Raw genomic sequence first — 24,200 nt, forward strand, 5'->3', positions numbered from 1 at the left:
GGGCGTGCGTGGATAGCGCGTCGGACGTAAAGAGCGGTCGGGCACTCGTTGTCCATCCCTTCGAAAAGAGATCTGTGGCTCAGGAGCCCGCGGGAACGCGGGATCCTGAAGCGCGTTTGGCCGAAGCTGTCGGACTGACGGCTGCGATCGAGCTTGACGTCGTACACAGCGAAGTCGTCTCGCTCAGCCGTGTCCGCCCGGCGACCTATATCGGCGGCGGCGCGGTCGAGCGTCTGGCCGGCATCGTGCAGGCGCTGGAGATCGAGGTCGCCATCGTCGACGCGTCGCTGTCTCCGGTCCAGCAGCGCAACCTCGAGAAAGCGCTCGACTGCAAGGTCATCGATAGGACGGCGCTGATCCTGGAGATCTTCGGCGCCCGGGCGCGCACGCATGAAGGGCGGCTCCAGGTCGAACTTGCGGCCCTGACTTTCCAACGCAGCCGTCTCGTGCGCTCCTGGACCCACCTTGAACGCCAGCGCGGCGGCCTCGGCTTCGTCGGCGGCCCGGGCGAAAGCCAGCTCGAAATCGACCGCCGTCTGATCGGCGAGCGGATCACCCGGATCCGCAAGGAACTCGAGGATGTCAAACGGACGCGCGAACTGCACCGGGAGTCCCGGCGTAAGGTTCCCTATCCGATCGTCGCGCTCGTCGGTTATACGAACGCGGGCAAGTCGACCCTGTTCAACCGGCTGACCGAGTCTGCGGTTTTTGCCCAGGATCTGCTGTTCGCCACGCTCGATCCGACAATGCGCCGGTTGGAGCTGCCGTCGGGCCGGACCATCATTCTCTCAGACACGGTCGGGTTTATTTCCGACCTGCCGACCCACCTCGTTGCGGCTTTCCGGGCAACCCTCGAGGAGGTGAGGGAGGCGGACATCCTGCTCCATGTGCGTGATTTCTCGCATCCGGATACCGAGGCGCAGAGAAACGACGTGATCGCCGTTCTGCGCGATCTCGGCCTGGACGAGCGGAAACTGACGGAACAGACCATCGAGGTGCTCAACAAGATCGATCTGCTCGGTTTGCCGGAGCGCGGGGAAGCACTCGCAAAGGGCATGAGCCGGAAGATCGCGGTGTCAGCCCTCGACGGTACCGGTTGTGAGGATCTGCTCGCGTTGCTGGACGAGATGCTCGGAGTCGGGGATGTCACGCGTACTTTCGAACTGGATGCGGCGAACGGAGCGGCGGTTGCCTGGCTCTATCAGCACGGACAGGTGATGGACCGGGAGGACAGGGACTCCGAAATCCACATGAAAGTTCGCATGACTCCGGTCGACGCCGAACGTTTCGACGCCAGATTTAACGCGTGATTTCAATCGGGTGCGGAAGCTCACTTCCAAAACCGGCTGCTCCGGTTAAATTGTATTTTCCGAAGCTCGGCACTCGCCGGCAAATCATTTACTGGCGCGAATGAACAGATATCCAGATCCCTCTGCCGTCATGGGCATCATGCGGGAAACCGCGAATTCGGTGATACTGCCACGTTACAGGTCGCTGCAGAGGGGAGAAATCCAGGAAAAGACCGGCCCGGACGATCTCGTCACCATTGCCGATATCGAATCCGAGCGGCGGATGACGCCACTTCTCCAGGATCTGCTGCCGGGCTCCGCGGTGGTCGGTGAGGAGGCCGTCGCCGCCGACAAGTTGGTCCTGAACGCTCTGACAGGCGATGACCCGGTCTGGATCGTCGACCCGGTCGACGGAACCCGGAATTTTGCCCGGGGCGACAGCAAGTTCTGCGTGATGGTCTCGCTCGTGCACCGGCGCCAGTCCGTGCTCGGCCTCATCCTCGACCCGCTCGGCGAACGCTGTGCCGTGGCCGCCCGCGGGGAAGGGGCGTGGATGTGCCATTACAATGGACGGGAAGAGCGGCTTTCGGTTCTTGCCGGTCGCCCCAGTACGGAAATGCGCGGCGCGTTGAACTTCCGTTTCTTGTCGTCTCCGCTCAAGGAAGAAATGAAGGAGCGGGCGAAGGACGCGGTCGAGGAGCATTTCCGCTATGGCTGTGCCGGCCACGAATATCTGACGCTGTTGACCGGCAAGGCGCATTTCGCGATGTATCCGAAGAATATGCCGTGGGATCACGTGGCGGGCACGCTGCTGCATCAGGAAGCCGGCGGTTTCCATGCCCGCTTCAACAAGATGCCCTACCTCCCGGACCAGCTGGACGGCGGTTTGCTGATCGCACCGGACGAAGCTGCCTGGGATGATTTGCGGGACAGGCTCTGGCCCTGATGCCCGGGCGTTCCGGAAAACAGAAAAAGCCCCGGTATCCACCGGGGCTTTTCCTTTTTCCGTTCGCTTCAATCAGGCGGCGCGTTCGAGGGTCAGTCCGAGACCTTCCTCGAGGCCGAGCATGAGATTCATGTTCTGCACCGCGGCGCCCGATGCGCCCTTGCCGAGATTGTCGAGGGTCGCCGCCAGCACGCACTGGCCGTTCTTCTCGTTCGCGAAGACGTAGAAGCGGATCCGGTTGCTGTCGTTCTGCTCCTCAGGATCGAGCCGGGCGAGGGCGAGGGATTCCTCGAGCGGCGCCACCTCGGTGAAGAGATGGCCGCTGTAATGGTCGCTGAGGCACTCGTGGATCCGCTTGGCGCCGACGCCGCCGGGAAGCGCCCAGAGATGCAGCGGCACATAGACCGCCATCCCCTTGTAGTAACGCGCGACGCTCGGCTGGAAGATCGGCTTGTGCTCCAGCATGGAGTACTGCTGCATCTCGGGCAGGTGCTTGTGCTGCAGCTGCAGGCCGTAGGAGAAGATGGCCGAGCCGATATGGTCTTCGGCCTTGCCGTCCTCCATCTGATTGATCAGCGCCTTGCCGCCGCCGGAATAGCCGGAGACCGCGTTCACCGTGACCGGATAGGTCGCCGGCAGCAGGGAATTCTCCACCAGCGGGCGGATCAGCCCGATCGCGCCGGTCGGATAGCAGCCCGGATTGCCGACGAAGCGCGCATGGCGCACGGCATTCTCATGCCCGGCCGTCATCTCCGGAAAGCCGTACACCCAGCCCTCGGCGACCCGGTGCGCGGTCGAGGCGTCGATCACCTTGGTCTCCGGGTTTTCGATCATCGAGACCGCTTCCACCGCCGCCGCATCGGGCAGGCAGAGGATGGAGAGATCCGCCTCATTCAGCGCACGGCGTCGGGCTTCGGTATCCTTGCGTTCCTCCGCGCCGAGGCTGATCAGCGAGACATCGTCCCGGCCTATCAGCCGCTCGCGGATCTGCAGGCCCGTGGTCCCAACTTCTCCGTCGATGAAAATGCGTACCGCCATGGCGGATCTCCTGAAATGCGCGATCCCTTACCGCGCCTATTTCCGCACAATATTGAATGGCGAGAAGGCTTGGCAACCCGCCATCATCTCGATCCGATTGATATTCACGTTCGCCGGACGCGAGGCCGCCCAGAAAATGGCATCCGCGATATCTTCGGCTCTGAGCGGATCGATACCGCTATAGAAATCGTCCGCCTTGTCCTTGTCGCCCTTGAAACGGACGGTCGAGAACTCGGTATTGGCGAGACCAGGCTCGATATCCGTCGCGCGGATGTTTTTGGCCACGAGGTCCGCCCGGAGGTTCAGTGTGAACTGCCGCACGAAAGCCTTGGTCGCGCCGTAGACATTGCCGCCGGGATAAGGCCAGTTGCCGGCAACCGAGCCGAGATTGACGACATGACCGTGCCCGGCCTCGACCATATGCGGGAGCAGGGCGCGGGTGCAGTAGAGCAGTCCCTTGATGTTGGTGTCGATCATGGTCTCCCAGTCCTCGATCGAGACCTGGTCGGCGCCTTCGAGGCCGAGGGCGAGCCCCGCATTGTTCACCAGCACGTCGACCGGCTTGAAGGCGTCGGGAATACCGGCGACGGCGGCATCGACAGCGGCCTTGTCCTGCACGTCGAGGGTGATGGTGTGGCAGGGCGTCGGCAGCTCGTTCTTGAGGGCTTCCAGGCGTTCGGAGCGGCGGCCGGAGATGATGGTCTGCCAGCCTTCGGCGGCGAAGCGGCGTGCCGTAGCCTCGCCGAAACCCGACGTCGCGCCGGTGATGAATACGGTCTTGGCCATGGAGTGTCTCCCTTCGGCAAAAATGAGTCTCGGCAGGGTGTTGTCGCAGTGTCTTAAAGTGAGATCAGGATTTTTCGAACTGCTTGGCGCGCTGCCAGAGCGCTTCCATTTCGTCCAGTTCCGACTCTTCGAGCGTCCGCCCGTGTTCGTCCTGCATCATGGTTTCGACGGCACGGAAGCGACGCTCGAATTTCCGGTTACAGCGTCGGAGCGCGCTTTCCGGATCGACCCCTAGTTTTCGGGCGAGATTGACGCAGACGAAAAGCAGATCACCGACCTCGTCCTCCAGCCGGTCCATGTCCTGGTCGGCCGGGTCGGGCCTCATCTCGGCCCGGACCTCGGCGATCTCCTCGTCGATCTTGTCCAGCACCCGATCGGCATCCGGCCAGTCGAAACCGACGCGGCTGGCGCGCTTCTGCAGCTTGAGAGCGCGCATCAGGGCGGGGAAGGCGGCGGAGATCCCGTCGAGGGCGCTCGGCCGGATGCCGCTCTCGGCGGCCTTGCGGGCACGCTCCTCGGCCTTCTGGGCTTCCCAGTTCCGGGTCTGGGCGTCGGCATCCGCCACGTTCTCGCCGCCGAAGACATGAGGGTGGCGTCGGATCATCTTCTCGGTGATCCCTTCAGCCACGCTGTCGAAATCGAAATGCCCGGCCTCGCTGCCCATCTGCGTGTAGTAGATCACCTGCAAAAGCAGGTCTCCGAGCTCCTCCTCGAGGTGCGGCATGTCGCCTTGCTCGATCGCATCGGCGACTTCGTAGGCCTCCTCGATGGTATAGGGGGCAATGGTCTCGAAAGTCTGTTCGATATCCCAGGGGCAGCCTTTCTGCGGATCGCGCAACGCGGCCATGACCTGGCGGAGGCGCTCTATCGGGGAAAGATCGGCTGACGGTGCGGGCAGGGGGGACGGTGTCGGCGTGCGGGTGCTCATGATGGCCGCACCTTACTGCCGGGGGGAATGGTGCAAAAGACCGAAACGCTCCCAGTGTAGAAATTACCTGTCCGAAAGAGGCTCGTACGAAAAGACTCTGTTCCGGTCCTGCTGGCGGGAGAAGGCGGATCGTTGAGCGTTTATTCCATGCCGTTAGACTTGGATTGCCGGCCCTGTTGGCGCATATATTTTTACGACAGAGAGGTATGCTCTCCGGCATCGATGTGCGTCGTAAAAACAAACTGGTATTTTAACGAAATGTTTATTCCGACGCTGCATCGTTGCGTCCAGATTCGCCATCGGCAGAGCGCGGGACGTCGGCCAGGCATCGGGGTGGGCAGTACCCGCCGTTTGCGTCAGGAGAGCAGTTGAAATGCGCGATAACGGACCGGTAACCAATCGAGAAGTGACGTTCGGTGCGGATGAAGTCTTGGTATCGAGGACCGCACCGGACAGCAGGATCGAATTTGCCAACGACGCGTTCGTGAAGATCAGCGGCTTTACCGAAGAAGAGCTGATGCGCCAGCCGCACAATCTGGTGCGCCACCGCGACATGCCCAAGGAGGCCTTCGCCGATCTTTGGGCCACGATCAAGGCGGGGAAGTGCTGGGAAGGGTTCGTCAAGAACCGCACAAAATCCGGCGACCATTACTGGGTCCGCGCGAATGTCACTCCGACGATGGAAGACGGTAACGTCACCGGGTATATCTCGATCAGAACGCGGCCGACCGAAAGCGAGAAGAAGCATTACGAGGCGCTTTATCGCGATCTCCGCGAAGGCAAGGCCAAGAATGTCGCGGTCGAGGGCGGCGATGTCTTCTCGACGACGCCGATGGCCAAGCTGTCGCGCTTCTTCGGCAGCATAAAGGGGGCGATTGGAACCGGTTACGCCATCGTTCTGCTCCTGATGCTGACGCTCTCCGGAATCGGGTTTTACATCGACAAGACGGCAGTCGGAATTTTCGACGAGATGCGCGAGGAAGTGCTCACCGAAATGGCGATTCTCAAGACAGTCTCGGACGCCTATGCCGTCCAGATCGTCGACGCGTCTCACAAAATGAGGGGCGGCAGCTTCACGTGGGAGGAGACCGAGGCGTCCGTGAAGGATGCGCTCGCCGTTATTGACGCGAAGTGGAACATCTACGCGAACAAAGACCATCCCGCAGAAGAGGCCGCGCTTCTGGCAGACGCCAAGGCCAAGAAAAAAGTGACCGATGCCGCCGCCGCGCGCCTGCTCGAAATCATCCGGGCGCAATCCATGGAGGATCTCGTTGTCTTCATCGAGAAAGACCTCTATCCCTCCGTCGATCCGCTGACGGACCAGATCTCCGTCATGGCAGCCAAGCTGCAGGAAACGGCGGAGCAGATTACCAGTGACGCCGGGGAGACGCTCACCAGCGCGCTGATCGTCATGATCGTGGCGACGATCGTCGCGATTGTCGTGGCCATGCTCTTCGCTGTTCGCATCTTTGCGGTCCTGCGTTCCGGGTTCGGCAAACTGGAGCAGGATTTCGTGGCGATCTCGAAAGACCCGAAATCGGCCCGTATCCTCTCGCCGAAGGTCTCTGAATTCCGCTCCGTCACGGCGCAGGTCCGCGCCTTGCAGGCCAGGATCAATTATTCCGAATTCGAACGGCTGGCCAACGAGGCGAAAGCGCAGGAAATCCGGCGCAAGGCCATCCGGGAGATGGCCGATACGGTCGAGCAGGAAGCCCGCAGCGCGGTTGACGGTGTGGCCCGACTGACGCGGAAGATGGCCGAAGATGCCGCAACGATGGCGAAGTCCGCCGAGTTGGTTTCGGAGAACTCGAGCTCTGTCGCCTCGGCGGCCACGCAGTCGATGCAGAACGCCCAGTCGGTCGCGTCGGCGACGGAAGAGCTGTCCAGCTCGATCCACGAGATCACCGAGCAGGTCGGCCTCGCGCGCTCCGCGACCAGCGGTGCCGTGGAAATCGGAAACCGGACCCGGCAGACGATCCAGTCGCTTGCGGAGAGCGTGCAGAAGATCGGCGAGGTCTCGGAACTGATCCGCGGGATCGCCGAGCAGACCAATCTCCTTGCGCTGAATGCCACCATCGAGGCGGCGCGCGCGGGCGAGGCGGGCAAGGGTTTTGCCGTCGTGGCGAGCGAGGTGAAGAGCCTCGCGACCCAGACCGCCAAGGCGACCGAAGAAATCGCCACGCAGATTTCCGCAGTTCAGGCGGTGACGGGCAATGCGGTTTCCGAGGTCGGGGAAATGAGTGAAAAAATCTCCGACATCGACGCAATTTCCGCCTCCGTTTCCGCTGCAATGGAAGAACAGGCTGCTGCGACGTCCGAGATCAGCCGCAATGTGGCCGAAACGACGGATGCGACGAACGAAGTTTCTCTGCGCATCACGACCGTCTCGGACGAGGCGGCAAGCACGCGTGAAGCGACGCGAAGCGTTCGGGCGGCGGCCGGCGATGTCGAAGGGGCGATCGTGGAGCTCAGTTCCGCCATTGTCCGCGCGGTTCGTACAGCGACGCAGGATTCAAACCGCCGCGAGACCGAGCGTCCGAAATTGAACCTGCCGGCCGAGCTCAGCGTTGGAAACAAGCGGGTGCGGTGCGTCCTGCGCGACGAATCCGGGGGGACGGCCTTCTTCACCGATACGAAGGACGCGAGACTTGAGGAAGGGGAGCGTGTCCAGATCGTCGTTCAAGGCCGCTCGAACGCCTCGGGTGTCGTGGTGAGCTGCCATCGCGAGGGTATTCGGATCAGGCTGGCAGCATAACGCGGATTGCTGGAAAACGCGGGACGGCCGAGGAATGCCTCGTGGTATTCCTCGGCCGTCGGTCTTGAGAGCTCGCTCTTCGGCCCGTGGTGACGGCTACGGCGCGCCGCGGCGGATCGGCGGCGTCTATGGCAGGATCTCGTCATAAAGATTTATGAGCCGATGGATTTCCTTGTCCATGCCTCGATCTCTGTTGAAGCGCTTGATGTTCTCGAAAGCCGCGGCGCGATCGAAGCTGCGGATCTTTTCACCGGCGTGGGGAATCTCGTCGTGACTGAGCGTGAGGCCCATTCCTTCACGCTCGAGCAATTCGGCCATGTATTTGTATTCTGAGTTGATGATGACCGGGAGTCCCGCTTCCAGGTACGAGTAGAGCTTGGTCGACACGCTTGTTTCGAGCTGTTCCTGATAGCTCCAAGTCCCTTCGGATGGCATCAGGGAGAGAATGATGCCGAAATCATTCGTGCAGATCGTTCTCGAGAGTTCGTTTTGCGGAACGCCTTCGTGCAGCTTCAGACCGGGATAGGTCGCGGCGAGCTCCAGGAAATGCTCAAGACCGCGTTCTCCGTAACTGCGTAATACACTCAGATAAACGTTGATCTCGAAACCCTGCTCAAGAAGCAGGGCCCAGGTCTCCGGATTGTACTGCTCCGCGAAGAGGCGCCCGGGATGCGTGTCCGTCCGGGGCATCAGGCCGCCGCAGAATACAAGCTTGATCGGGTCCTCCGGGGCGGCCGGCTCGGTTCTGTAGTGGATGTATTCCGCGCAGGCGGATTGCTGAATCTCCAGCTGCCGAGGCGTGGTGGCCCCATAGTTCCTGGCGAGCCGGTCAATGAAGGGCGGATAGAAGCGATGGATGACCGCGTCCGCGTGGTTGAAAATATAACGCTCCATCTCGACATCCAGATCGATGCCGGCGGGCCAGTAAATCTTCTTCAGAATGTCGGTCGGCGCGAAGACCGAGGTGATGTCATAGAACTCGCAGACAAGCTTTCCGGTCGTCTTGTTCTCATTGATGAAGCGCGCCATGAAGTACTCGTGCATCAGGCATTGGACATGGAAGATGTCGGGCTTCAGGAGCGGAAGAAGTTTTCCGAGCGTATGATAGGATCCGATACTGTCGAAGACGATGTGGAACGCTTCGTTGAAGAACGGTTTGAGGCTATCTCCGATCGGATTGAGGTTCAGCAGCGTGACCTTGTAGCCGTTGCGCCGCAGGTACAATGCTTCGCGCTGTATCACATTGAAACTGTTACGAGCGACAAAGACGACGGAACCCTTGAACTGGGTCCCATTTGCGGATTTGTCGACTGACGCCGCAAAAGCCTGAAAAGCATCCTTATAGGCTTTGTCGATAAACCGGTCGAAGGTCGCCCTGATAAAGGCGATATCGACTTTCGGTTTCACTGCCTCGAAGAGTTCCTGAAGATATGCACCGAGCTGGTCGCCCGCGGGTACGGATTGCGCTCCGAATTTCTTTGCGTCTTCGGGACTCAAGAGGGTGAGGGCTTGCTCCACGAAGGCCTGCACCTGCAGCTCGTTCTGCAGATAGATTTTCGGTTGGTATTGCTCATAGGCCGCATCGTTGGTCGGGACGTAGGGGATATTGGACTGGGTCAGATCGAGATAGAGTTTGTCGAGGTCCGCGCGCGGAGTGCTGATTTCCGGCATCATGACGTCGGACCGGCGTCCGATGAACTCGATCATAGAATACACTCCGTCCGGATGCGGTGCGGTCCGATTGGATCAGATTGAAATAGCTCTAAGAATTTCCCCTTGATGCGTCAAGCCGTGCACGGGGCGCAGAGGGCAGAGCCTTGAGGGATGGCTTCAGGTCCACAAGTAATTATCGCATAATGTATATTATGGGAAATATCGTCTATGGCTGAGAACGCTATCCCTTGATCGCGATCTTCGCCGCCGGGACGCTTCCCGACTGATCCAGCGCCGCCTTGAACGTGGTGCGGGTCTCTGAGTTATCGAAACCTTTGGAGAAGCGGATCATTCCGTCAGACGTTCTCAGCAGTACGTTGTGCTTCCGGCAGAGCGCCGCGAGGTCGCCCAGAAAGGCAGCGGCCTCTTCCTTGTTCAGAAGCAGTTTTTTATGATCTTTCTGCAACTCGCCGATCAGGTTCAGGTCTATCATGGCTTCTGTCCTTCGGTTGCAGCGGTCTGGATGGCGATGTGCGCAGGATAGCACTCGAAGAAGCCCTGAAGAAGCCGGGCCGGGTTATTACGTGGCATGCGGGGCAACACAACCGCTCGCACAAGACCTCCAGTCGTGAGGATTATATCACTGTGGTTCCGAAGGAACTCGCGGGGATGCTGCACGCAATCGGCTCGACCACGACTCTCTACGAGTTTCTCGAGTTGTTCATCGAGGAACTGCTCTACGAGCGCCTCGAGGCGGAACGGGCGAATCCCGATGCGGTCCTTCAGGACGCGCCGCCGATCCTGGAATTGCGCGGCTATTTCGAGCGCTGGATGGAATTCTATGTGCGTGAGGTCATTCCCCCGTTGCCGGATCCGTCCGGGCCTGGCGGCACTGCCGGTTTTGTCGATGCGCTGCAGCGAAGCCAGCCGCGCTGGCTGATCCTTGCCAATCAGAATGCACGAAGCGAGCCGCTTTGCCTTCAGGGCTTCGAGACGCTGCTGAATGTCGCGGAAACCGTGGCCAAAAGATTCGACCTCAGGCTGGATCTGGAAATGGCACGGAACGGCTTCCGGAGTATGCTCCGGCATCGGGCGGAAGCTGAAGGACGCTCACCGGACTGGGCTCTTCTGGATCTGCAGGATCCACCTTTATGGGGTGGATAAGTATCTGGTGAGAGCTCTCTAAATTTCAGCTCGCATCCTTCATCGCCCGGCGTTCCAGGGCTGAGAATACAATAGTACACAAAAAAATTGTTGCTTCCAACGCGGCGGGCAAGGTGGTTAATTTGCGCTCAACCGGTTTCCGCACCGCCTCGCTCAAAATCACCATTCCGGGAGTTTACCCGTGTCAAATCCTGCAAGCGTTCTTGCCACCCGCATGCGCGGTTTCGGTTATACAGACAAAACCGATCAGGGCGCGTTCGATGCTTGGCTCAACGAGCGTCCGGCTCGCCGGCTCGAATGGGCCCAGTACCAAGCATATCTCGACAAAGGTCCGCGGCAGTCTCCGTTCGACCCGAACAGCATGAACACGCCCTGGGTTCATTCGCCGTTCTTCGGCCGCCTTCTGGCCGAGAAGGCACTTTCCGAAGAACAGGCCGCAATGGTGCGGGCGTTCCATGAGGACGGTCTGGTGAAGATCGATCTCCGCGATGCGATTTGCGACGGAACCGCCGAGCAGGTCATCGAGGAACTGGCGGACAAGTACACCGATCCGGTGCGCATCCAGGATGCCTGGCGCAACAACGAGGACGTCAAGCAGATCGCGTTGAATCCGAAAGTGATCGAAACGCTCGAGCTGCTCTATGGCCGCGATGTCGTGCCGTTCCAGACGCTGAATTTCCGTGTCGGCACCGAGCAGGCCGGGCACACGGACACGGTGCATTTCGACTCAATGCCCCACCGTTTCATGTGCGGTGTCTGGGTCGGTCTCGAGGATATCGATGCCAATAACGGCCCCCTCTTCTACTATCCGGGCAGCCAGCTTCTACCGGTGTATGATTTCTTCGATGCAGGTCTCGAAGGCAGCCGCAAGGAGGAAGAGTTCTCGCCGCGCTACGCGACCTATGTCGATTTTCTCGACCAGCTCATGGAGGCGCACGGTCTCGAGAAGCAGACATTGACCGTCAACAAGGGCGAGGCCGTCATTTGGTCCGCCAACGTGATCCACGGCGGCAGTCCGATCGTCGAGCCGGGCCGCAGCCGACACAGTCAGGTAACGCATTATTATTTCAAGGGCTGCAGTTATTACACCCCGCTGCTTTCGAACTGGCACAAGGGCGATGTCTTCTTCCGTGACATCACGGATATCCGGACCGGCGAGCTCGTGCCTAATGCCTATCTGTTCGATGATACCCCGGCGCCGCCGCAGCAGCGGATCGGCAAGCGGCGGGCACTGAAGGTACTGCTTGGTCTCGAATAGCTGCCAACAGTCCTTCAGCTTACCTCAATAGCTCGTCTTGCCCTTCAGGTCCTGGAACGGGATCATCACATGTTCCCGATAAGCCGGGCGTTCCTGCAGTCGTTCGTACCAGGCCTCGACATGCGGGAGCGCCGGCCGGTCCAGATCCATGCCGAAATACCGGTATAGGTGCGTACCGGCCGGAATGTCGCCGAGACCGAGGCGCGTGCCGCCGAGATAGTCCCTGCCCTTCAGAGCCTCGTCGAGCCGCTCGAAGTATTGGTTGCTAAGCTCTTGTTTTTCGCGGATTAGCGGCCAGTCGCGCTGCGCTTCCGGGGTGCGGAAATAGCCCCAGAAAATGCCATTGAGAAAGGTCGGCTGCAGGCTGCTCTGCGCCCAGTCCATCCACCGGTCAGCCTCTGACCGCACCGCCGGATCGTCCGGCCAGAGGGCGTCGTCGCCGTAGACGGCAGCCAGGTAGCGGAGGATGGCATGAGATTCCCAGACAATCGTCCCATTGTCGTCGATCACCGGAACGCGGCCGTGCGGGTTCATTTTCCGGAAGGCCGGATCGTCGAGGCCTCCGGCATCGCCGCCGAGAGTGGTGTGCACGTGCTCCAGGCCGAGTTCGCCGATGAGCCACATGACTTTCTGGACGTTGAACGCGCTGCGTCTGCCCCAAACCTTCAGCATTGCCGGTCCCTTTCCTCCGTCAGATCTCGATCACCAGACCATCATATCCCGGTTCGACGCCCGGTGGACATTTCGCGAGCGTTGTTTCGTAGTCGAGCGAGGCCGCCATATGGGTGAAGTAGGTCTTCCCGGCTTTCACGTGATTCGCCCATGAAAGCGCCGTCTCAAGGTTCGCATGGCTGCGCGCCGCATCGATACGCAGGCAATCGACGATCCAGACGTCGATCCCTTTGAGCCGGTCGAGCTCGGCCGTCGTATGGACCGCGACATCGGTCGAATACGCGAACTTGCCATTGAAGAGGAGACCCAGGCTGGTCCCGCTCGGTCCGTGATCCTGTTCGGAGATCTCGATCGAGAGCGGACCGATCTCCAACGTCTGGCCGGCCGCGATCTCGTGCATGGAGAGCGGCGAACGGAAATGCGGAGGGCTCTCCGGCGTCTTTTCGAACATGTAGCCGAAGCGCTGGTTGATGTCCTTCCAGGTCTTGGCGTCCATATAGGCCGGGATCTGCTTTCCGGTGCCCCAGCAAAGCGGGCGGACATCGTCGATCCCGTGCACATGGTCGGCATGGCTGTGGGTGTAGATGATGGCGTCGAGATCGGTGACGCCGGCATCCACGAGCTGGTCATGCAGGTCCGGTGTGGTGTCGACCAGGACAGAGATGCCGTCCTCCTCGACAAGCACCGACGGCCGGCGCCGCCGGTTCTTCGGATTGCACGGGTCGCAGGCATCCCAGCCGTCACCGACGACGGGAACACCCGAGGACGGACCGCAGCCGAGCATGGTGATCTTCATGTGCGCGCTTCAGGCCGCTTTGCCGAGATCGAGATCCGCCGGCGGCGGAACCTTGGAAAAGAGCCGGAAGAAGTTCCGCGTTGTGGCGGCCGCCATCTCCGCCTCGGAAACGCCGCGAAGCTCCGCCAGCGCGGCATGGGTATAGGCGACATAGGCCGGCTCGTTCCGCTTGCCGCGCTTCGGCACCGGCGCGAGATAAGGGGCGTCGGTCTCGACCAGCAGACGCTCCTCTGGAACGTCGCGCACCGTCGCGCGGATATCCTCGGCGTTCCTGAAGGTGATGATGCCGCTCAGCGAGATATAGAACCCGATATCGAGCGCCCGCATTGCGAGGCCCCGCCCGCTGCTGAAGCAGTGCAGCACGCCCGTATAGGGCTTGCGGGCATATTCTTCTTCCAGCAGCGCCGCCGTGTCCTCGTCCGCGTCGCGGGCATGGACGATCAACGGCAGACCGGTTTCCTGGGCCGCCCGGATATGGGTCGTGAAACTGCGGCGCTGGGCGTCGCGCGGGGCGCTGTCGTAGTAATAGTCGAAACCGGACTCGCCGATCCCGACGACCTTCGGATGCGCGGCAAGCTCCACCAGTTCCTCGACCGAGACCGGAGCCTCCTCCCCCGCCTGGTGCGGGTGGATGCCGACCGAGCAGAAGACGTCGTCATACTGCTCCGCGATGGCGCGGATACGGGGAAAGGTCGAGATCCTTGTGCTGATCGTCACCATGCGGCAGACGCCGGCACGGCGCGCCCGGGCGATCACCTCGTCCCGTTCCTCCTCGAAGGCCTCGAAATCGAGATGACAGTGGGAGTCGACGATCGCCGGAACGCTCACTCAGGCCCCCGCTTCTTCCGGTTCGACATAGCGCGGAAAGACCCCGCTCGGCTTCGGCAGAGGCGTGCCCGGAACCAGGCGGGTGCCGAGCGCGGCGAAGCTTCGCCCCTCTTCCCCGACGGCGAGCTGGTCCAGCATCTTCGCGGCGCTCTCCGGCACCACGGGCTGCATCAGCACCGCGAGCACGCGGATCACGTCGGCCAGCACGTAGAGCACCGTCGCCATGCGGTCGGGATCAGTCTTCTTCAGGGCCCACGGCGCCATCTCGTCGACATAGCGGTTCGCGTCGCCGATAACCTGCCAGATCTGCTCCAGCGCCTTGTGGAAGGCCTGGGCGTCATAGGAGGTCCGCAGCTCGCCGAGCAGGCCGGCCGCGGCGTCCAGCAGCTTCCGGTCGGCCTCGGTGAAGTCGCCATGGACCGGCAACGCGGCGCCGCAATTCTTCGCGATCATCGAGAGCACGCGCTGCGACAGGTTGCCGAAATCGTTGGCCAGTTCGCTGTTCATCCGATTGACCATCGCCTGGTGCGAGAAGTCGCCGTCATTGCCGAACGGCACCTCGCGCAGCAGGAAGTACCGCACCTGGTCGAGGCCGTATTTCTCAACGAGTTCCAGCGGATCGATCACGTTGCCGAGCGACTTGGAGATCTTCTGGCCCTCGTTGGTCCACCAGCCATGGGCATAGACGCGCTTCGGCAGCGGCAGGCCGGCGGCCATCAGGAAGGCCGGCCAGTAGACCGCATGGAAGCGCAGGATGTCCTTGCCGACCATGTGCAGGTCGGCCGGCCAGAAGGCCTTGTACTCGGGGCTGTCGGTGTCCGGATAGCCGGCGGCGGTGATGTAGTTGGTCAGCGCATCCAGCCAGACATACATGATATGCGCGTCGTCGCCCGGCACGGGGATCCCCCATTTGAAGCTGGTCCGGGAGACAGAGAGATCGCGGAGGCCGGATTTCACGAAGCTTATGACCTCGTTGCGCCGCGCCTGGGGCGCGACGAAGTCGGGGTTTTCCTCGTAATGCTTCAGCAGCGGTTCCTGCCATTTCGAGAGATCGAAGAAATAGCTCGGCTCCTCGACCCATTCGACCGGCGCGCCGGTCGGCGCCTTGCCGTCGACCACCTCGGTCTCGGTGAAGAAGGCCTCGTCGCGCACCGAATACCAGCCCGCATAAGCGCCGAGATAGATATGTCCCTTCTCCAGAAGCTTGTTCCAGATCTCCTGGCAAGCCTTCTTGTGACGTTCCTCCGTGGTGCGGATGAAATCGTCGTTCGAATAGTTCATCGCCGTCGCGAGGTCGCGGAAATTCTGCGAGACGCTGTCGGTGAAGCTCTGCGGATCGACGCCGGCATTGGCGGCCGCGGTCTCGACTTTCTGGCCGTGCTCGTCGGTGCCGGTCAGGAATTTCACGTCATAGCCGTCCAGCCGCTTGAATCGCGCCAGCGCGTCGCAGGCCAGCGTCGTATAGGCGTGACCGATATGGGGCTTGTCGTTGACGTAGTAGATCGGCGTCGTCAGGTAGTAATGCGCGCTCATGGAAACTGTCCGATCGGCGGTCGCTGCCCGATCATGCGGGCAGCCTGTGAATTGGGTGTCTTGAGGTACCTCTCGCACCCCTCAGTTTCAAGACGAAACGTCAGGAACCGGCGTGATCCGGGGCGAGCAACTGGAAGGCATCCATCAGCATCTGCCGCTTGTCGAGGCTGAGACGGCTGCCGCGCCCGAGCATGGCGGAGATGACGGCGCGGCGTTCCGCGATCCCGGCCGGTCCGAGCGCTGCGGCAAGTTTCTCGGCGGCGGCGCCCATCCCGGGCACTCGGTCGACAGGGCGGTCGCCGGACGCCGCGTCCCGCGCGATCCGGCCGAGCCACCAGTCGAGCAAGGCGGTGCCGGTCTCGAACGGGTCCGTTTCCTCGGCCTTCGTCGCCCGGGTCCACTTATCCGCCAGCTCAAGCACGGCAAGGTCTTTGATCTGCGGATAGCTCTCAAGGGCTCGAAACAGCTCGCGGAGGGCGTCGATGCCGCCTTCCGCAGCGAGAGACAGGGCCCGACCGATGCTCCCTTCCGAGAGAGCGACCAGGGTTTCGGAGGTTGCTTGATCGAGTTCCGGCAGATGCTTCGCCAGCAATTCGGCGACCTGTGCATCCGACAACGGCCCGAGACGCACGGCGCGGCAGCGTGAGCGGATCGTCGGCAACAGGCGCCCGGGCGCGTGGCTCACCAGTAGCAACAATGCCTGGCGCGGCGGCTCCTCAAGCAGCTTCAGGACGGCGTTGGCCGCATTGCGGTTCATCTCGTCGGCGCTATCCAGCACGACGACCCGCCAACCGCCAAGCGAGGGCGTCAGACGCAGGAAGCTCCCGATCTGCCGGACGTCGTCGATCACGATCTCGCCGCGCATCTTCTTCCGCTTCTCGTCGTAGCCGCGCTCAACGACCAGCATGTCCGGGTGGCTGCCGGCTGCAATCTGAGAGAAGACCGGATTGTCGCGCGGGACGTGAAGCCCGGCGGGCGTTGCGGGAAGCGCATCGCCGAACAGACCGGGCCCTTCGTCCTCAGCCGCGCCGGCGCCCGAGAGAATATGGCGGGCGAACCGGTAGGCGAGTGTCGCCTTGCCGATCCCGGACGGGCCCGTAATCAGCCAGGCATGCGGGATCTTGCCGGAGGCGACCGCCTCGGCCATGGCGCTTTCCGCCGCCTGATGACCGACAAGCTCCCCTGTTTCGCGCGGCAGGGGGATAGTTTGCGCTTCGCTCATACCGCTGCTCCGAGGCGTGCACGGACAAGGGACGCTACCTCCGCTGTCACGGCGTCCGTATCGCGCGCCGCATTCACCAGAGCGACTCGCTCCGGTTCGGCTTTCGCGATCGCATGGAATCCTTCGCGCATGCGTTCGTGAAACGCGAGTTCCATCCGCTCGAAACGGTCTTCTCCGCCACGCCGCTCGGCCTCGCCGCCGGCCCGTGTACGGGCAAGGCCGATTTCGGGGGCAAGGTCGAGCACCAGGGTCAGGTCGGGTTTCAACGCGCCGAGCACAATGCGGTGCAGGTCCCTGATCTTCTCAAGTTCCAGGCCGTGTCCGTAGCCCTGATAGGCCATGGTGGAATCGGCAAAGCGGTCGCACAGGACCCAGCAGCCGCGCGCCAGAGCGGGTTCGATCAGGCGCTGCACATGGTCGCGGCGCGCCGCGTAAAGCAGCAGGAGTTCGGTCAGAGCGTCCCAGCGGCCGGTCTCGCCTGTCACAAGCAATTCGCGGATCTGTTCGGCCCCCGGCGAGCCGCCGGGCTCGCGCGTCAGGCAGACCTCGATACCGGACGCTGCGAGAGCATCCGCTAGCAAGCGGATCTGGGTGCTTTTGCCGGCCCCTTCCCCGCCTTCGAATGTGATGAAACGTCCGCGTGCGCGGCCCGGCCGGTCAGCCACCGCTGCCCCAGACGAGATATTGGACCGCGGCGCCGACCTTGCCGAACACTCCGAGCTGCGCGACATCCGCCGCCGCATAAAGCGGTATGTTGACGTCCTCCATCTCGGGCGCCGTCACCTTCAGGGTCGCCAGCTGTGTGCCGGCCGTAATCGGCGCCGGGACCGGGCCTTCATAGACCACGCTGACCTTCATTTTCGGACGCGAGGTGCGCGGGATCGTCAGCAGGACGTCGCGATCGGTGGTCAGGGCGACGGTCTTTGCGTTGCCGAGCCAGACATCGGCTTCCGCGACGGTCTGCCCGGCGGCGAAGAGCTGATAATTCTCGAACTCGCGGAAGCCCCAGTCCAGCAGCGCTTCCGACTCGCGCGACCGGTCCTTGACGCTATCGAGCCCGTTGACCACGAGCACCAGCCGCCGTCCGTTGCGGATCGCGGAGGCCGTCAGGCCGTATCCGGCCGCTTCGGTATGGCCGGTCTTAAGGCCGTCGGCGCCCATGTTCTTGTAGAGCAGCGGGTTCCGGTTCCCCTGCTTGATGTTGTTGTAGGTAAAAGTGGTCTCGGAATAGATCGGATAGTATTCCGGGAACCTTCGGATGATCTCCATCGCCAGAAACGCAAGATCGCGCGCGGTGGAGCGGTGATCCGGATCCGGCCAGCCGGTCGCGTTCTTGAAGGTGCTGTTGAGCAGACCGATCTCACGCCCGCGCCGGGTCATTTCCTCGGCGAAAGCCTCTTCCGTTCCCGCGAGCGCCTCGGCCAGGGCGATCGAGGCATCGTTTCCGCTCTGCACGATGATCCCGCGCAGGATCTCCCTGATGGGGACCCGTGTATTCACCTTCACGAACATCTTGGAGCCGCCCTTGCGCCAGGCTTTCTCACTGATCGCGATGGTGTCGTCCATCGATAGCCGTCCGTCCTTGAGGCGCTCGAAGGCCATGAACGCCGTCATGATCTTGGTCATGGATGCCGGCGGCATTGGCTTTTCCGAATCCTTTTCGAACAGCACCGCTCCCGTATCGAAATCGATAAGGAATGCCTCTCGCGCACTGGTATCGAGTGCGTGGGAAACCGAAATCTGGACCGTCAGCAACAGGAGAGCGGCCGGTAGCACCCGGACCGCGCGTCTGATTGCTGTGTTCAGATTGCTGGCGAAAGTCATAATGATTTCCCTATCCGTCACTCGTCCGAAAGATAGCTACCCGTGAAACCTGCGGTTTCTATAGCCCCGCCCGTTGGGAAAGGTAACGGGCAAATTTGAACTAAATGAGACATACCGACCCGGATATCCGCTTTCCTTGTCCCGCGTCGGCTCACTCGACTATCACGCGGGCCGCCGGATAACCGCGGTCGATCACCGCCTCGAGAATTCTGTCCGCTTCCTCGACGGTTTCGAGCGGGCCGAGACGGACGCGGTAAAAGTACTTTCCCTTCACCTCGCGCGGAGAAATCATCACCGGCCCGACGGAGGCCAGAATCTGGGTCAGCTTGTCCGCATTGGTCGCATTGGTGAACGCGCCGGCCTGAACGAAAATCTCGGTCTGTTCCGGCAAGGTCTGGATCACCGCCGAAATGTCCGTGGATTTCGCAGCCAGATCGACTGCGCTGCCTTGCGCGGCAGGACTGGTGGACACAGCGGCAGGGCTAACTGGTGCCGGAGGAGGTGTCAACGTCACCGCTCCCGGGATCGCAGAGACAGAGCCCTTTGAAACCGGAACGCTCGGGGCGGCGTTCGGCGCCGGCACGGGGACCTTTGCGGCCGGAATATTGAGGCTCGCAAGTTGGATCGGACGTCCGTTGCTGTAGGCCTCGGCCATGATCCGGCTCTCCTCCGGCAGGATCTCGACCCGGACCTTGGCTGTTCCCTGCCGTTCGAAACCGAGCAGCTGGGCGGATCGCCTGGACATATCGATGATGCGTCCATGCGCGAACGGGCCGCGATCATTGACGCGGACCACCAGCGCGCGGCCATTCTCAAGATTGGTCACCCGCACCACGCTCGGCAGCGGAAGGGTCCGGTGCGCGGCCGTGACGTCGTTCTGGTCGAAGATCTCGCCGTTGGCCGTCGTCTTGTTATGGAAATTGGGGCCGTACCACGAGGCGATGCCGGTTTCCTCGTAGCCGTAATCTACCTGCGGATAATACCAGACGCCGTTGATCTGGTATGGCGAGCCGACCTTGTAGCGTCCGAGCGGCTGCCCATCCGAGGTGGCGTTGTTGATCTGTTTGGCCGTGTGGACGACGAATTTGGTCTCCGCGCAGGCGGAAAGCAGAACGGCAAGCATCACCAATGAAAGCGTGGCGAGAGATTTCATAAGTGTCCCTTTGATCCGTCCTGGTTGCGGAAGACTACAGATGCCTCGGCTTAAGCTCAACACTACCATATTTTGTGGCCATCTGGATCGATAACTGGATCGCTACCTATGGCCGTCCGATCGCGTCCGCCAGCGTGCCGACCGCTGTCGCGAAATAACTCGACCGGTTCCACTTCAGGATCACGTCATAGTTGGCATAGGCGAGATAGGCCGGTGCGAGTTCCCCGTCCCCGGGCACGACCAGGTGACTGGTCAGATTGCGTTCGGGCAGTGCGCCCCCGTCGCGCCGGGTGACGCCGAGCGCTTCCCACTCGCGCATCGTTTTGCTGACCTTCGCATCGATCAGCGACTTGTCGAACCCGGCCGGAAGCGTAATTGCGCGACCCCAGTTGATATCGTTGTTCCAGCCCGAACGGGACAGGTAATTGGCGATCGAGGCGAAGACATCTTCCTTCGTGCCCCAGATGTCCTTATGGCCATCGCCGTTATGGTCCACGGCGAAATTATCGAAGCTGGACGGCATGAACTGGCTCTGTCCCATCGCGCCGGCCCAGGAGCCTTTCATATCGCCGGGGGAGATATGCCCCTCGTTCAGGATCTTCAGGGCGAGGAGCAATTCCTTGCGGAAGAACGCGCTGCGGCGGCCGTCATAGGCCAGCGTCGCCAGGGAGGCGACGACGGGGAAGCCGCCTGTAATGCGGCCAAAATCCGTCTCCACACCCCAGAGAGCGACGATGAAACGCGGCTGCACGCCGTATTTCGCGGAAACCTCTTCCAGCAGAGCCTTGTTCTCCGCGAGCAGCTGACGGCCCTTCTGGATCCTAGCGTCCGGGACGACGCGGGTCAGGTACTGCTCGAAGGTCAGCGTGAATTCTGGCTGCTTGCGATCCAGCTCGATCACCCGCGGGATCGGCGCAACGCCGGCAAAAGCCTGATCAAGGATGTCTTGTTTGATCCCCTGTGACGCCGCTTCGGCTTTCAGGTCGGCGACCCACGCATCGAAAGGTTGCTCGGAGGCAGAGGCCGGACCGAAGGAAACGGCTGCGAGAAGCCCTGCTGCCAGTATTGATCGTCTCATCATGTTGCGCGCGTCCAATGCCAAGCTCTGTGATTCCTGCCAGTTCATGAAGTTGTGGCACAGGGTCGGAAAGCTCGCAAGATAGGTCAAAACCAGCTCACAAGTCGTTGATTACAAGGAATCCATGCCAAAGCCGGCACGGCACTACCGGTACGGAATCGGAGAATCCGCCGGGACTCGGAACGCGCCTCCTCTGCCGACCGGTAGCCGCGGCGGGCGACAAATAATGCTCTGGACAGATAAGTCATATTACGTAAGCTTAATGCATAAATTAATCATATCAATGTGAGTTTTGATGAGACGTGTTCTGCTGACCGGGGCGGCGGGCGGGATCGGCCGCCGGATGCGCCAAGCACTCGCGAATGTCTATCCGATCCTGCGCGTGAGCGACATTTCCGACCTCGGCCCGGCAGCCGAGGGAGAGGAGATCGCGATTGGCGATTTCACCGATCCCGACGACCTGAAGCGGCTGGTTGCCGGCGTCGACGGGATCATTCATCTCGGCGGACTCTCGGTCGAGCATGAATGGGACGATATCCTGCGCGTCAATATCGACGGCACCTACCGGCTCTACGAGGCGGCCTATGAGGCCGGCGTGAAGCGCATCGTGTTCGCCAGCTCCAACCATGCGATCGGCTTCTATCCCCGCACCCAGCATCTCGACGGTTCCGAGCGTCCCCGGCCCGACTGCCGATACGGTCTCAGCAAGGTGTTCGGCGAGGGGCTGTCACAGTATTTCGCCGATAATTACGGGCTCGGTATCCTGACGATACGGATCGGCTGGTGCTTCGAAAAACCGAACACACCGCGCACCCTGGCCTCCTGGGTGAGCATCGGAGATCTCACGCGGCTTTGCCGGGTCGGTCTCGAGACGCCGGAGCTGCATCACGAGATCGTCTGGGGCGTTTCCGACAATTCGCGCACCCTCTGGGACAACACCACCGCCCGCAGGCTCGGCTTTGTGCCTCAGGACTCATCCGATATCTGGGCCGCCGAGGTCGATGCCGGCCCGCCGGAACCCGGAAACGACGTCGCCCTCGCGGTCCAGGGCGGTCCTTTCGCCAGTACCGGATACGAGGGCGACCCTGAACGGGTCACCAGACAGAAACCTCTCGCCTAAACCAAGGAGCAGAACAGTGCCTCTCTCTCCCCAGGATCTGAAAACAAAGATGGGAAGCGGTCTGCTGTCGTTCCCCGTAACGCATTTCGACGCCGAGCTGAAATTCGCCCCCGCCCCCTATCAGGAGCATGTCGACTGGCTTTCCTCCTTCGACGCCGCGACCCTGTTCGCGGCAGGCGGGACCGGCGAGTATTTTTCCATCGGACAGGAGGAATATCCGTCGATCATCCGTGCCGCGGTCGAGGCGGCGGACGGTCGTTGTCCTGTTGTCGCAGGCTGCGGCGTGAACACTGTCCGGGCGATCGCCGATGCCCGCGCGGCCGAGGCTGCCGGCGCGGATGGACTGCTCCTGTTGCCGAGCTATCTGATGGCCGGTACGCAGGATGGTCAGTTCGCTCATGTGAAAGCGGTTTGCGACGCGGTTTCCATCGGTGTGGTGGTCTATAACCGGGGAACCTGCCGGCTTTCCGCGGGCACCATCGCGCGCCTTGCCGAAGTCTGTCCGAACCTCATCGGCTTCAAGGACGGCATCGGCGAGATCGATCTGATCACCCGGATCCGGGCCGAGCTCGCCGATCGGCTTGTCTATGTCGGCGGCATGCCGACGCACGAACTCTTCGCCGCCGCCTATGACGGGATCGGTTTCAGCACCTATTCCTCGGCGGTGTTCAATTTCGTGCCGGAACTGGCGCTGGATTTCTATCGCGCCCTGCGCGCGGGCGACCGCGCCACCACGGACCGGATCCTCAGGGAGTTCTTCTATCCTTTCGCGGAAATCCGCGACCGGGTGCCGGGATATGCGGTGAGCCTGATCAAGGGCGGCCTGCGTGCTGTCGGCCGCGATCCGGGACCGGTCCGTCCGCCGCTGAGCACGGCGCGGGACAGCGACGTGGCCGAGCTGCTTAACGTGATCGAGGGAATGCGGAAGGCGGCATGAAAAAATAAGTAAGATGTATTGCCCAATAGATTGACCAATTTGGGAAACAGGGCATACTTCTTTTTAACGAGGAGCGGCGCCACGTACGCCGTTTCCCCGGAACCGGGCACCCAATCAGATAAATCAATAAAAGGTGCCCCCGCTCCGGCCTACGAGCCGGACCAAAAGGGAGGAAAACCAAAATGTCACTTATTCGGAGTATCGGTTCCGCGGCTATTGCCGTGACCCTGGCAGTCAGTCTCTCGGGCGCCGTCGACGCGGCCGAATGGAAAGGCTGGAACATCCACAAGCCCGGCTACCCGAACACGGTTGCCATGGACAAGTTCGCCGAGCTTCTCGCCGCGAAGACCGACGGGCGCTACACGCTCAAGATGTTCCATTCCGGCGTTCTCGGAAACCAGCCGGACGCCATCGAGCAGCTCCGCATTGGCGCGGTCGAGATCGGCAACTTCAACCTAGGCCCGATCGGACCGATCGCGCCGGAGGCCAACGTCGTGTCGCTGCCCTTCATCTTCAAGGATGAAGGCCATATGCACCGGGCCCTCGATGGGGCGCCGGGAGACCAGATCAGCGCCGGTATGGCGAAGAAGGGCATGATCGCGCTGGCCTGGTACGATGCCGGTGCGCGCTCCTTCTACAATTCCAAGCGCCCGATCATGAACCCAGATGACGTGAAAGGCATGAAGGTCCGCGTGATGAACAACGACCTTTATTCCGGCATGATTTCCGCGCTCGGCGGCAACCCGTCGCCGATGGCCTTCTCCGAAGTCTATCAGTCGCTAAAGACCGGCGTGGTCGACGGTGCCGAGAACAACTGGCCGTCCTATGAATCGACCGGTCATTTCGAGGTCGCGGGGTACTATTCGGACTCCCAGCACCTGATCATCCCGGAATGCGTCTGCATCAACGCCGATGTCTATAGCGGCCTCTCGGATGCCGACAAGGCGGCGGTCAAAGCGGCTGCGCGTGAGTCGGCGGATCTGCAGCGCAAGCTCTGGGCGGAACGCGCCGAAGCGAGCCGCGCGATGGTCATGAAGGCCGGCGTGAAGTTCAATGACGTCGCCGACAAGCAGGCATTCCAGGACGCCATGAAGCCGGTCTATGAGAAATTCCTCGCCAGCAACGAGGATCTGAAGCCGCTCGTCGCGGCGATCCAGGCCACTCAGTAAGCTCCTGTCCCGTGGCCGCCGGGGTGTCGCTCGTGCGACCGCTCCGGCGGC

General features: G+C 61.7%; 22 protein-coding genes. 8 read left to right on the top strand and 14 right to left on the bottom strand.

Annotated features, from left to right (window positions below; all coding sequences use genetic code 11):
• Window positions 1-8: 8 nt before the first annotated feature.
• Window positions 9-1,310 carry a GTPase HflX gene (hflX, locus tag IG122_RS03760; protein WP_193180606.1) on the top strand — a complete coding sequence of 434 codons (1,302 nt, stop codon included), beginning with the start codon at window positions 9-11 and terminating at the stop codon, window positions 1,308-1,310.
• A 100-nt stretch (window positions 1,311-1,410) separates the two neighbouring features.
• Window positions 1,411-2,235, top strand: coding sequence for an inositol monophosphatase family protein (locus tag IG122_RS03765; protein WP_193180608.1), 825 nt, complete (start codon window positions 1,411-1,413; stop codon window positions 2,233-2,235).
• A 72-nt stretch (window positions 2,236-2,307) separates the two neighbouring features.
• Here the strand turns inward: IG122_RS03765 and argC are convergent, their stop codons facing one another.
• From argC to mazG, 3 genes are all read right to left on the bottom strand, one after another.
• Window positions 2,308-3,273, bottom strand: coding sequence for an N-acetyl-gamma-glutamyl-phosphate reductase (argC, locus tag IG122_RS03770; RefSeq protein ID WP_193180610.1), 966 nt, complete (start codon window positions 3,271-3,273; stop codon window positions 2,308-2,310).
• Window positions 3,274-3,309: 36 nt separating this feature from the next.
• Complete coding sequence (locus IG122_RS03775) at window positions 3,310-4,059, bottom strand: SDR family oxidoreductase (RefSeq protein ID WP_193180612.1); 750 nt, start codon at window positions 4,057-4,059, stop codon at window positions 3,310-3,312.
• Window positions 4,060-4,123: 64 nt separating this feature from the next.
• On the bottom strand, window positions 4,124-4,987 hold the full coding sequence (gene mazG, locus IG122_RS03780; protein WP_193180614.1) for a nucleoside triphosphate pyrophosphohydrolase: 864 nt from the start codon (window positions 4,985-4,987) through the stop codon (window positions 4,124-4,126).
• 373 nt (window positions 4,988-5,360) lie between these two features.
• Here mazG and IG122_RS24385 point away from each other — a divergent pair, with 373 nt between their 5' ends.
• On the top strand, window positions 5,361-7,742 hold the full coding sequence (locus IG122_RS24385) for a methyl-accepting chemotaxis protein (RefSeq protein ID WP_193180622.1): 2,382 nt from the start codon (window positions 5,361-5,363) through the stop codon (window positions 7,740-7,742).
• A gap of 126 nt (window positions 7,743-7,868) precedes the next feature.
• Here IG122_RS24385 and IG122_RS03790 read toward each other — a convergent pair whose 3' ends face one another.
• Together IG122_RS03790 and IG122_RS03795 are read right to left on the bottom strand one after the other, a co-directional pair.
• Window positions 7,869-9,449, bottom strand: coding sequence for a hypothetical protein (locus IG122_RS03790; protein ID WP_193180625.1), 1,581 nt, complete (start codon window positions 9,447-9,449; stop codon window positions 7,869-7,871).
• Between the two features lie 187 nt (window positions 9,450-9,636).
• A complete protein-coding gene (locus IG122_RS03795; protein ID WP_193180626.1) occupies window positions 9,637-9,888 on the bottom strand; it encodes a hypothetical protein in 252 nt (83 codons plus the stop codon).
• A gap of 38 nt (window positions 9,889-9,926) precedes the next feature.
• Here IG122_RS03795 and IG122_RS03800 point away from each other — a divergent pair, with 38 nt between their 5' ends.
• Together IG122_RS03800 and IG122_RS03805 are read left to right on the top strand one after the other, a co-directional pair.
• Window positions 9,927-10,559: a hypothetical protein gene (locus tag IG122_RS03800; RefSeq protein ID WP_193180628.1), complete on the top strand. Its 633-nt coding sequence runs from the start codon at window positions 9,927-9,929 to the stop codon at window positions 10,557-10,559.
• A gap of 181 nt (window positions 10,560-10,740) precedes the next feature.
• Entirely contained in the window at window positions 10,741-11,817 is a 1,077-nt protein-coding gene (locus tag IG122_RS03805) for a phytanoyl-CoA dioxygenase family protein (RefSeq protein ID WP_193180630.1), read from the top strand.
• 24 nt (window positions 11,818-11,841) lie between these two features.
• Here the strand turns inward: IG122_RS03805 and IG122_RS03810 are convergent, their stop codons facing one another.
• The 9 genes from IG122_RS03810 to IG122_RS03850 all read right to left on the bottom strand — a co-directional run bounded on the left by IG122_RS03810 (window position 11,842) and on the right by IG122_RS03850 (window position 20,926).
• Entirely contained in the window at window positions 11,842-12,489 is a 648-nt protein-coding gene (locus IG122_RS03810) for a glutathione S-transferase family protein (protein ID WP_193180633.1), read from the bottom strand.
• A gap of 19 nt (window positions 12,490-12,508) precedes the next feature.
• Window positions 12,509-13,285 (bottom strand): MBL fold metallo-hydrolase, encoded by a 777-nt coding sequence (locus tag IG122_RS03815; protein WP_193180634.1) that lies wholly within the window; start codon window positions 13,283-13,285, stop codon window positions 12,509-12,511.
• Between the two features lie 9 nt (window positions 13,286-13,294).
• On the bottom strand, window positions 13,295-14,113 hold the full coding sequence (locus IG122_RS03820; protein ID WP_193180635.1) for a TatD family hydrolase: 819 nt from the start codon (window positions 14,111-14,113) through the stop codon (window positions 13,295-13,297).
• Window positions 14,114-15,646, bottom strand: a complete 1,533-nt coding sequence (metG, locus tag IG122_RS03825; protein ID WP_193180636.1) for a methionine--tRNA ligase — start codon at window positions 15,644-15,646, stop codon at window positions 14,114-14,116.
• A gap of 100 nt (window positions 15,647-15,746) precedes the next feature.
• Window positions 15,747-16,868, bottom strand: coding sequence for a DNA polymerase III subunit delta' (locus IG122_RS03830; RefSeq protein ID WP_193180637.1), 1,122 nt, complete (start codon window positions 16,866-16,868; stop codon window positions 15,747-15,749).
• Complete coding sequence (gene tmk, locus IG122_RS03835) at window positions 16,865-17,533, bottom strand: dTMP kinase (RefSeq protein ID WP_319024808.1); 669 nt, start codon at window positions 17,531-17,533, stop codon at window positions 16,865-16,867. The genes IG122_RS03830 and tmk overlap by 4 nt, the downstream gene beginning before the upstream one ends.
• Window positions 17,526-18,692: a D-alanyl-D-alanine carboxypeptidase family protein gene (locus tag IG122_RS03840; protein WP_193180639.1), complete on the bottom strand. Its 1,167-nt coding sequence runs from the start codon at window positions 18,690-18,692 to the stop codon at window positions 17,526-17,528. Before IG122_RS03840 ends, tmk begins: the two co-directional genes overlap by 8 nt.
• 151 nt (window positions 18,693-18,843) lie before the next feature.
• A complete protein-coding gene (locus tag IG122_RS24390; protein ID WP_193180640.1) occupies window positions 18,844-19,845 on the bottom strand; it encodes a septal ring lytic transglycosylase RlpA family protein in 1,002 nt (333 codons plus the stop codon).
• 106 nt (window positions 19,846-19,951) lie between these two features.
• Window positions 19,952-20,926, bottom strand: a complete 975-nt coding sequence (locus IG122_RS03850; protein ID WP_226893318.1) for a lytic murein transglycosylase — start codon at window positions 20,924-20,926, stop codon at window positions 19,952-19,954.
• 292 nt (window positions 20,927-21,218) lie between these two features.
• On the opposite strand from IG122_RS03850, the gene IG122_RS03855 reads away from it, so the two are divergent.
• The 3 genes from IG122_RS03855 (at window position 21,219) to IG122_RS03865 (ending at window position 24,149) form a co-directional block, all read left to right on the top strand.
• Complete coding sequence (locus IG122_RS03855) at window positions 21,219-22,043, top strand: NAD-dependent epimerase/dehydratase family protein (RefSeq protein ID WP_193180642.1); 825 nt, start codon at window positions 21,219-21,221, stop codon at window positions 22,041-22,043.
• A 16-nt stretch (window positions 22,044-22,059) separates the two neighbouring features.
• Window positions 22,060-22,980, top strand: coding sequence for a 5-dehydro-4-deoxyglucarate dehydratase (gene kdgD, locus IG122_RS03860; RefSeq protein ID WP_319024809.1), 921 nt, complete (start codon window positions 22,060-22,062; stop codon window positions 22,978-22,980).
• Between the two features lie 182 nt (window positions 22,981-23,162).
• A complete protein-coding gene (locus tag IG122_RS03865) occupies window positions 23,163-24,149 on the top strand; it encodes a TRAP transporter substrate-binding protein (protein ID WP_193180646.1) in 987 nt (328 codons plus the stop codon).
• The last annotated feature ends 51 nt before the right edge of the window (window positions 24,150-24,200 follow it).

It is taken from the genome of Nisaea sediminum, assembly GCF_014904705.1.
In the GTDB taxonomy this organism is placed as follows: Bacteria; Pseudomonadota; Alphaproteobacteria; order Thalassobaculales; family Thalassobaculaceae; genus Nisaea; species Nisaea sediminum.

Excerpts from the sequence above, each read along its gene's own strand:
- IG122_RS03810 (WP_193180633.1), bottom strand. The coding sequence starts at position 12,489 with ATGCTGAAGGTTTGGGGCAGACGCAGCGCGTTCAACGTCCAGAAAGTC.
- IG122_RS03815 (WP_193180634.1), bottom strand. The coding sequence starts at position 13,285 with ATGAAGATCACCATGCTCGGCTGCGGTCCGTCCTCGGGTGTTCCCGTC.
- IG122_RS03775 (WP_193180612.1), bottom strand. The coding sequence starts at position 4,059 with ATGGCCAAGACCGTATTCATCACCGGCGCGACGTCGGGTTTCGGCGAG.
- IG122_RS03840 (WP_193180639.1), bottom strand. The coding sequence starts at position 18,692 with ATGACTTTCGCCAGCAATCTGAACACAGCAATCAGACGCGCGGTCCGG.
- IG122_RS24390 (WP_193180640.1), bottom strand. The coding sequence starts at position 19,845 with ATGAAATCTCTCGCCACGCTTTCATTGGTGATGCTTGCCGTTCTGCTT.
- IG122_RS03855 (WP_193180642.1), top strand. The coding sequence starts at position 21,219 with ATGAGACGTGTTCTGCTGACCGGGGCGGCGGGCGGGATCGGCCGCCGG.
- mazG (WP_193180614.1), bottom strand. The coding sequence starts at position 4,987 with ATGAGCACCCGCACGCCGACACCGTCCCCCCTGCCCGCACCGTCAGCC.
- IG122_RS03865 (WP_193180646.1), top strand. The coding sequence starts at position 23,163 with ATGTCACTTATTCGGAGTATCGGTTCCGCGGCTATTGCCGTGACCCTG.
- IG122_RS03830 (WP_193180637.1), bottom strand. The coding sequence starts at position 16,868 with ATGAGCGAAGCGCAAACTATCCCCCTGCCGCGCGAAACAGGGGAGCTT.
- IG122_RS24385 (WP_193180622.1), top strand. The coding sequence starts at position 5,361 with ATGCGCGATAACGGACCGGTAACCAATCGAGAAGTGACGTTCGGTGCG.
- IG122_RS03765 (WP_193180608.1), top strand. The coding sequence starts at position 1,411 with ATGAACAGATATCCAGATCCCTCTGCCGTCATGGGCATCATGCGGGAA.
- argC (WP_193180610.1), bottom strand. The coding sequence starts at position 3,273 with ATGGCGGTACGCATTTTCATCGACGGAGAAGTTGGGACCACGGGCCTG.
- metG (WP_193180636.1), bottom strand. The coding sequence starts at position 15,646 with ATGAGCGCGCATTACTACCTGACGACGCCGATCTACTACGTCAACGAC.
- IG122_RS03850 (WP_226893318.1), bottom strand. The coding sequence starts at position 20,926 with ATGATGAGACGATCAATACTGGCAGCAGGGCTTCTCGCAGCCGTTTCC.
- IG122_RS03790 (WP_193180625.1), bottom strand. The coding sequence starts at position 9,449 with ATGATCGAGTTCATCGGACGCCGGTCCGACGTCATGATGCCGGAAATC.
- IG122_RS03795 (WP_193180626.1), bottom strand. The coding sequence starts at position 9,888 with ATGATAGACCTGAACCTGATCGGCGAGTTGCAGAAAGATCATAAAAAA.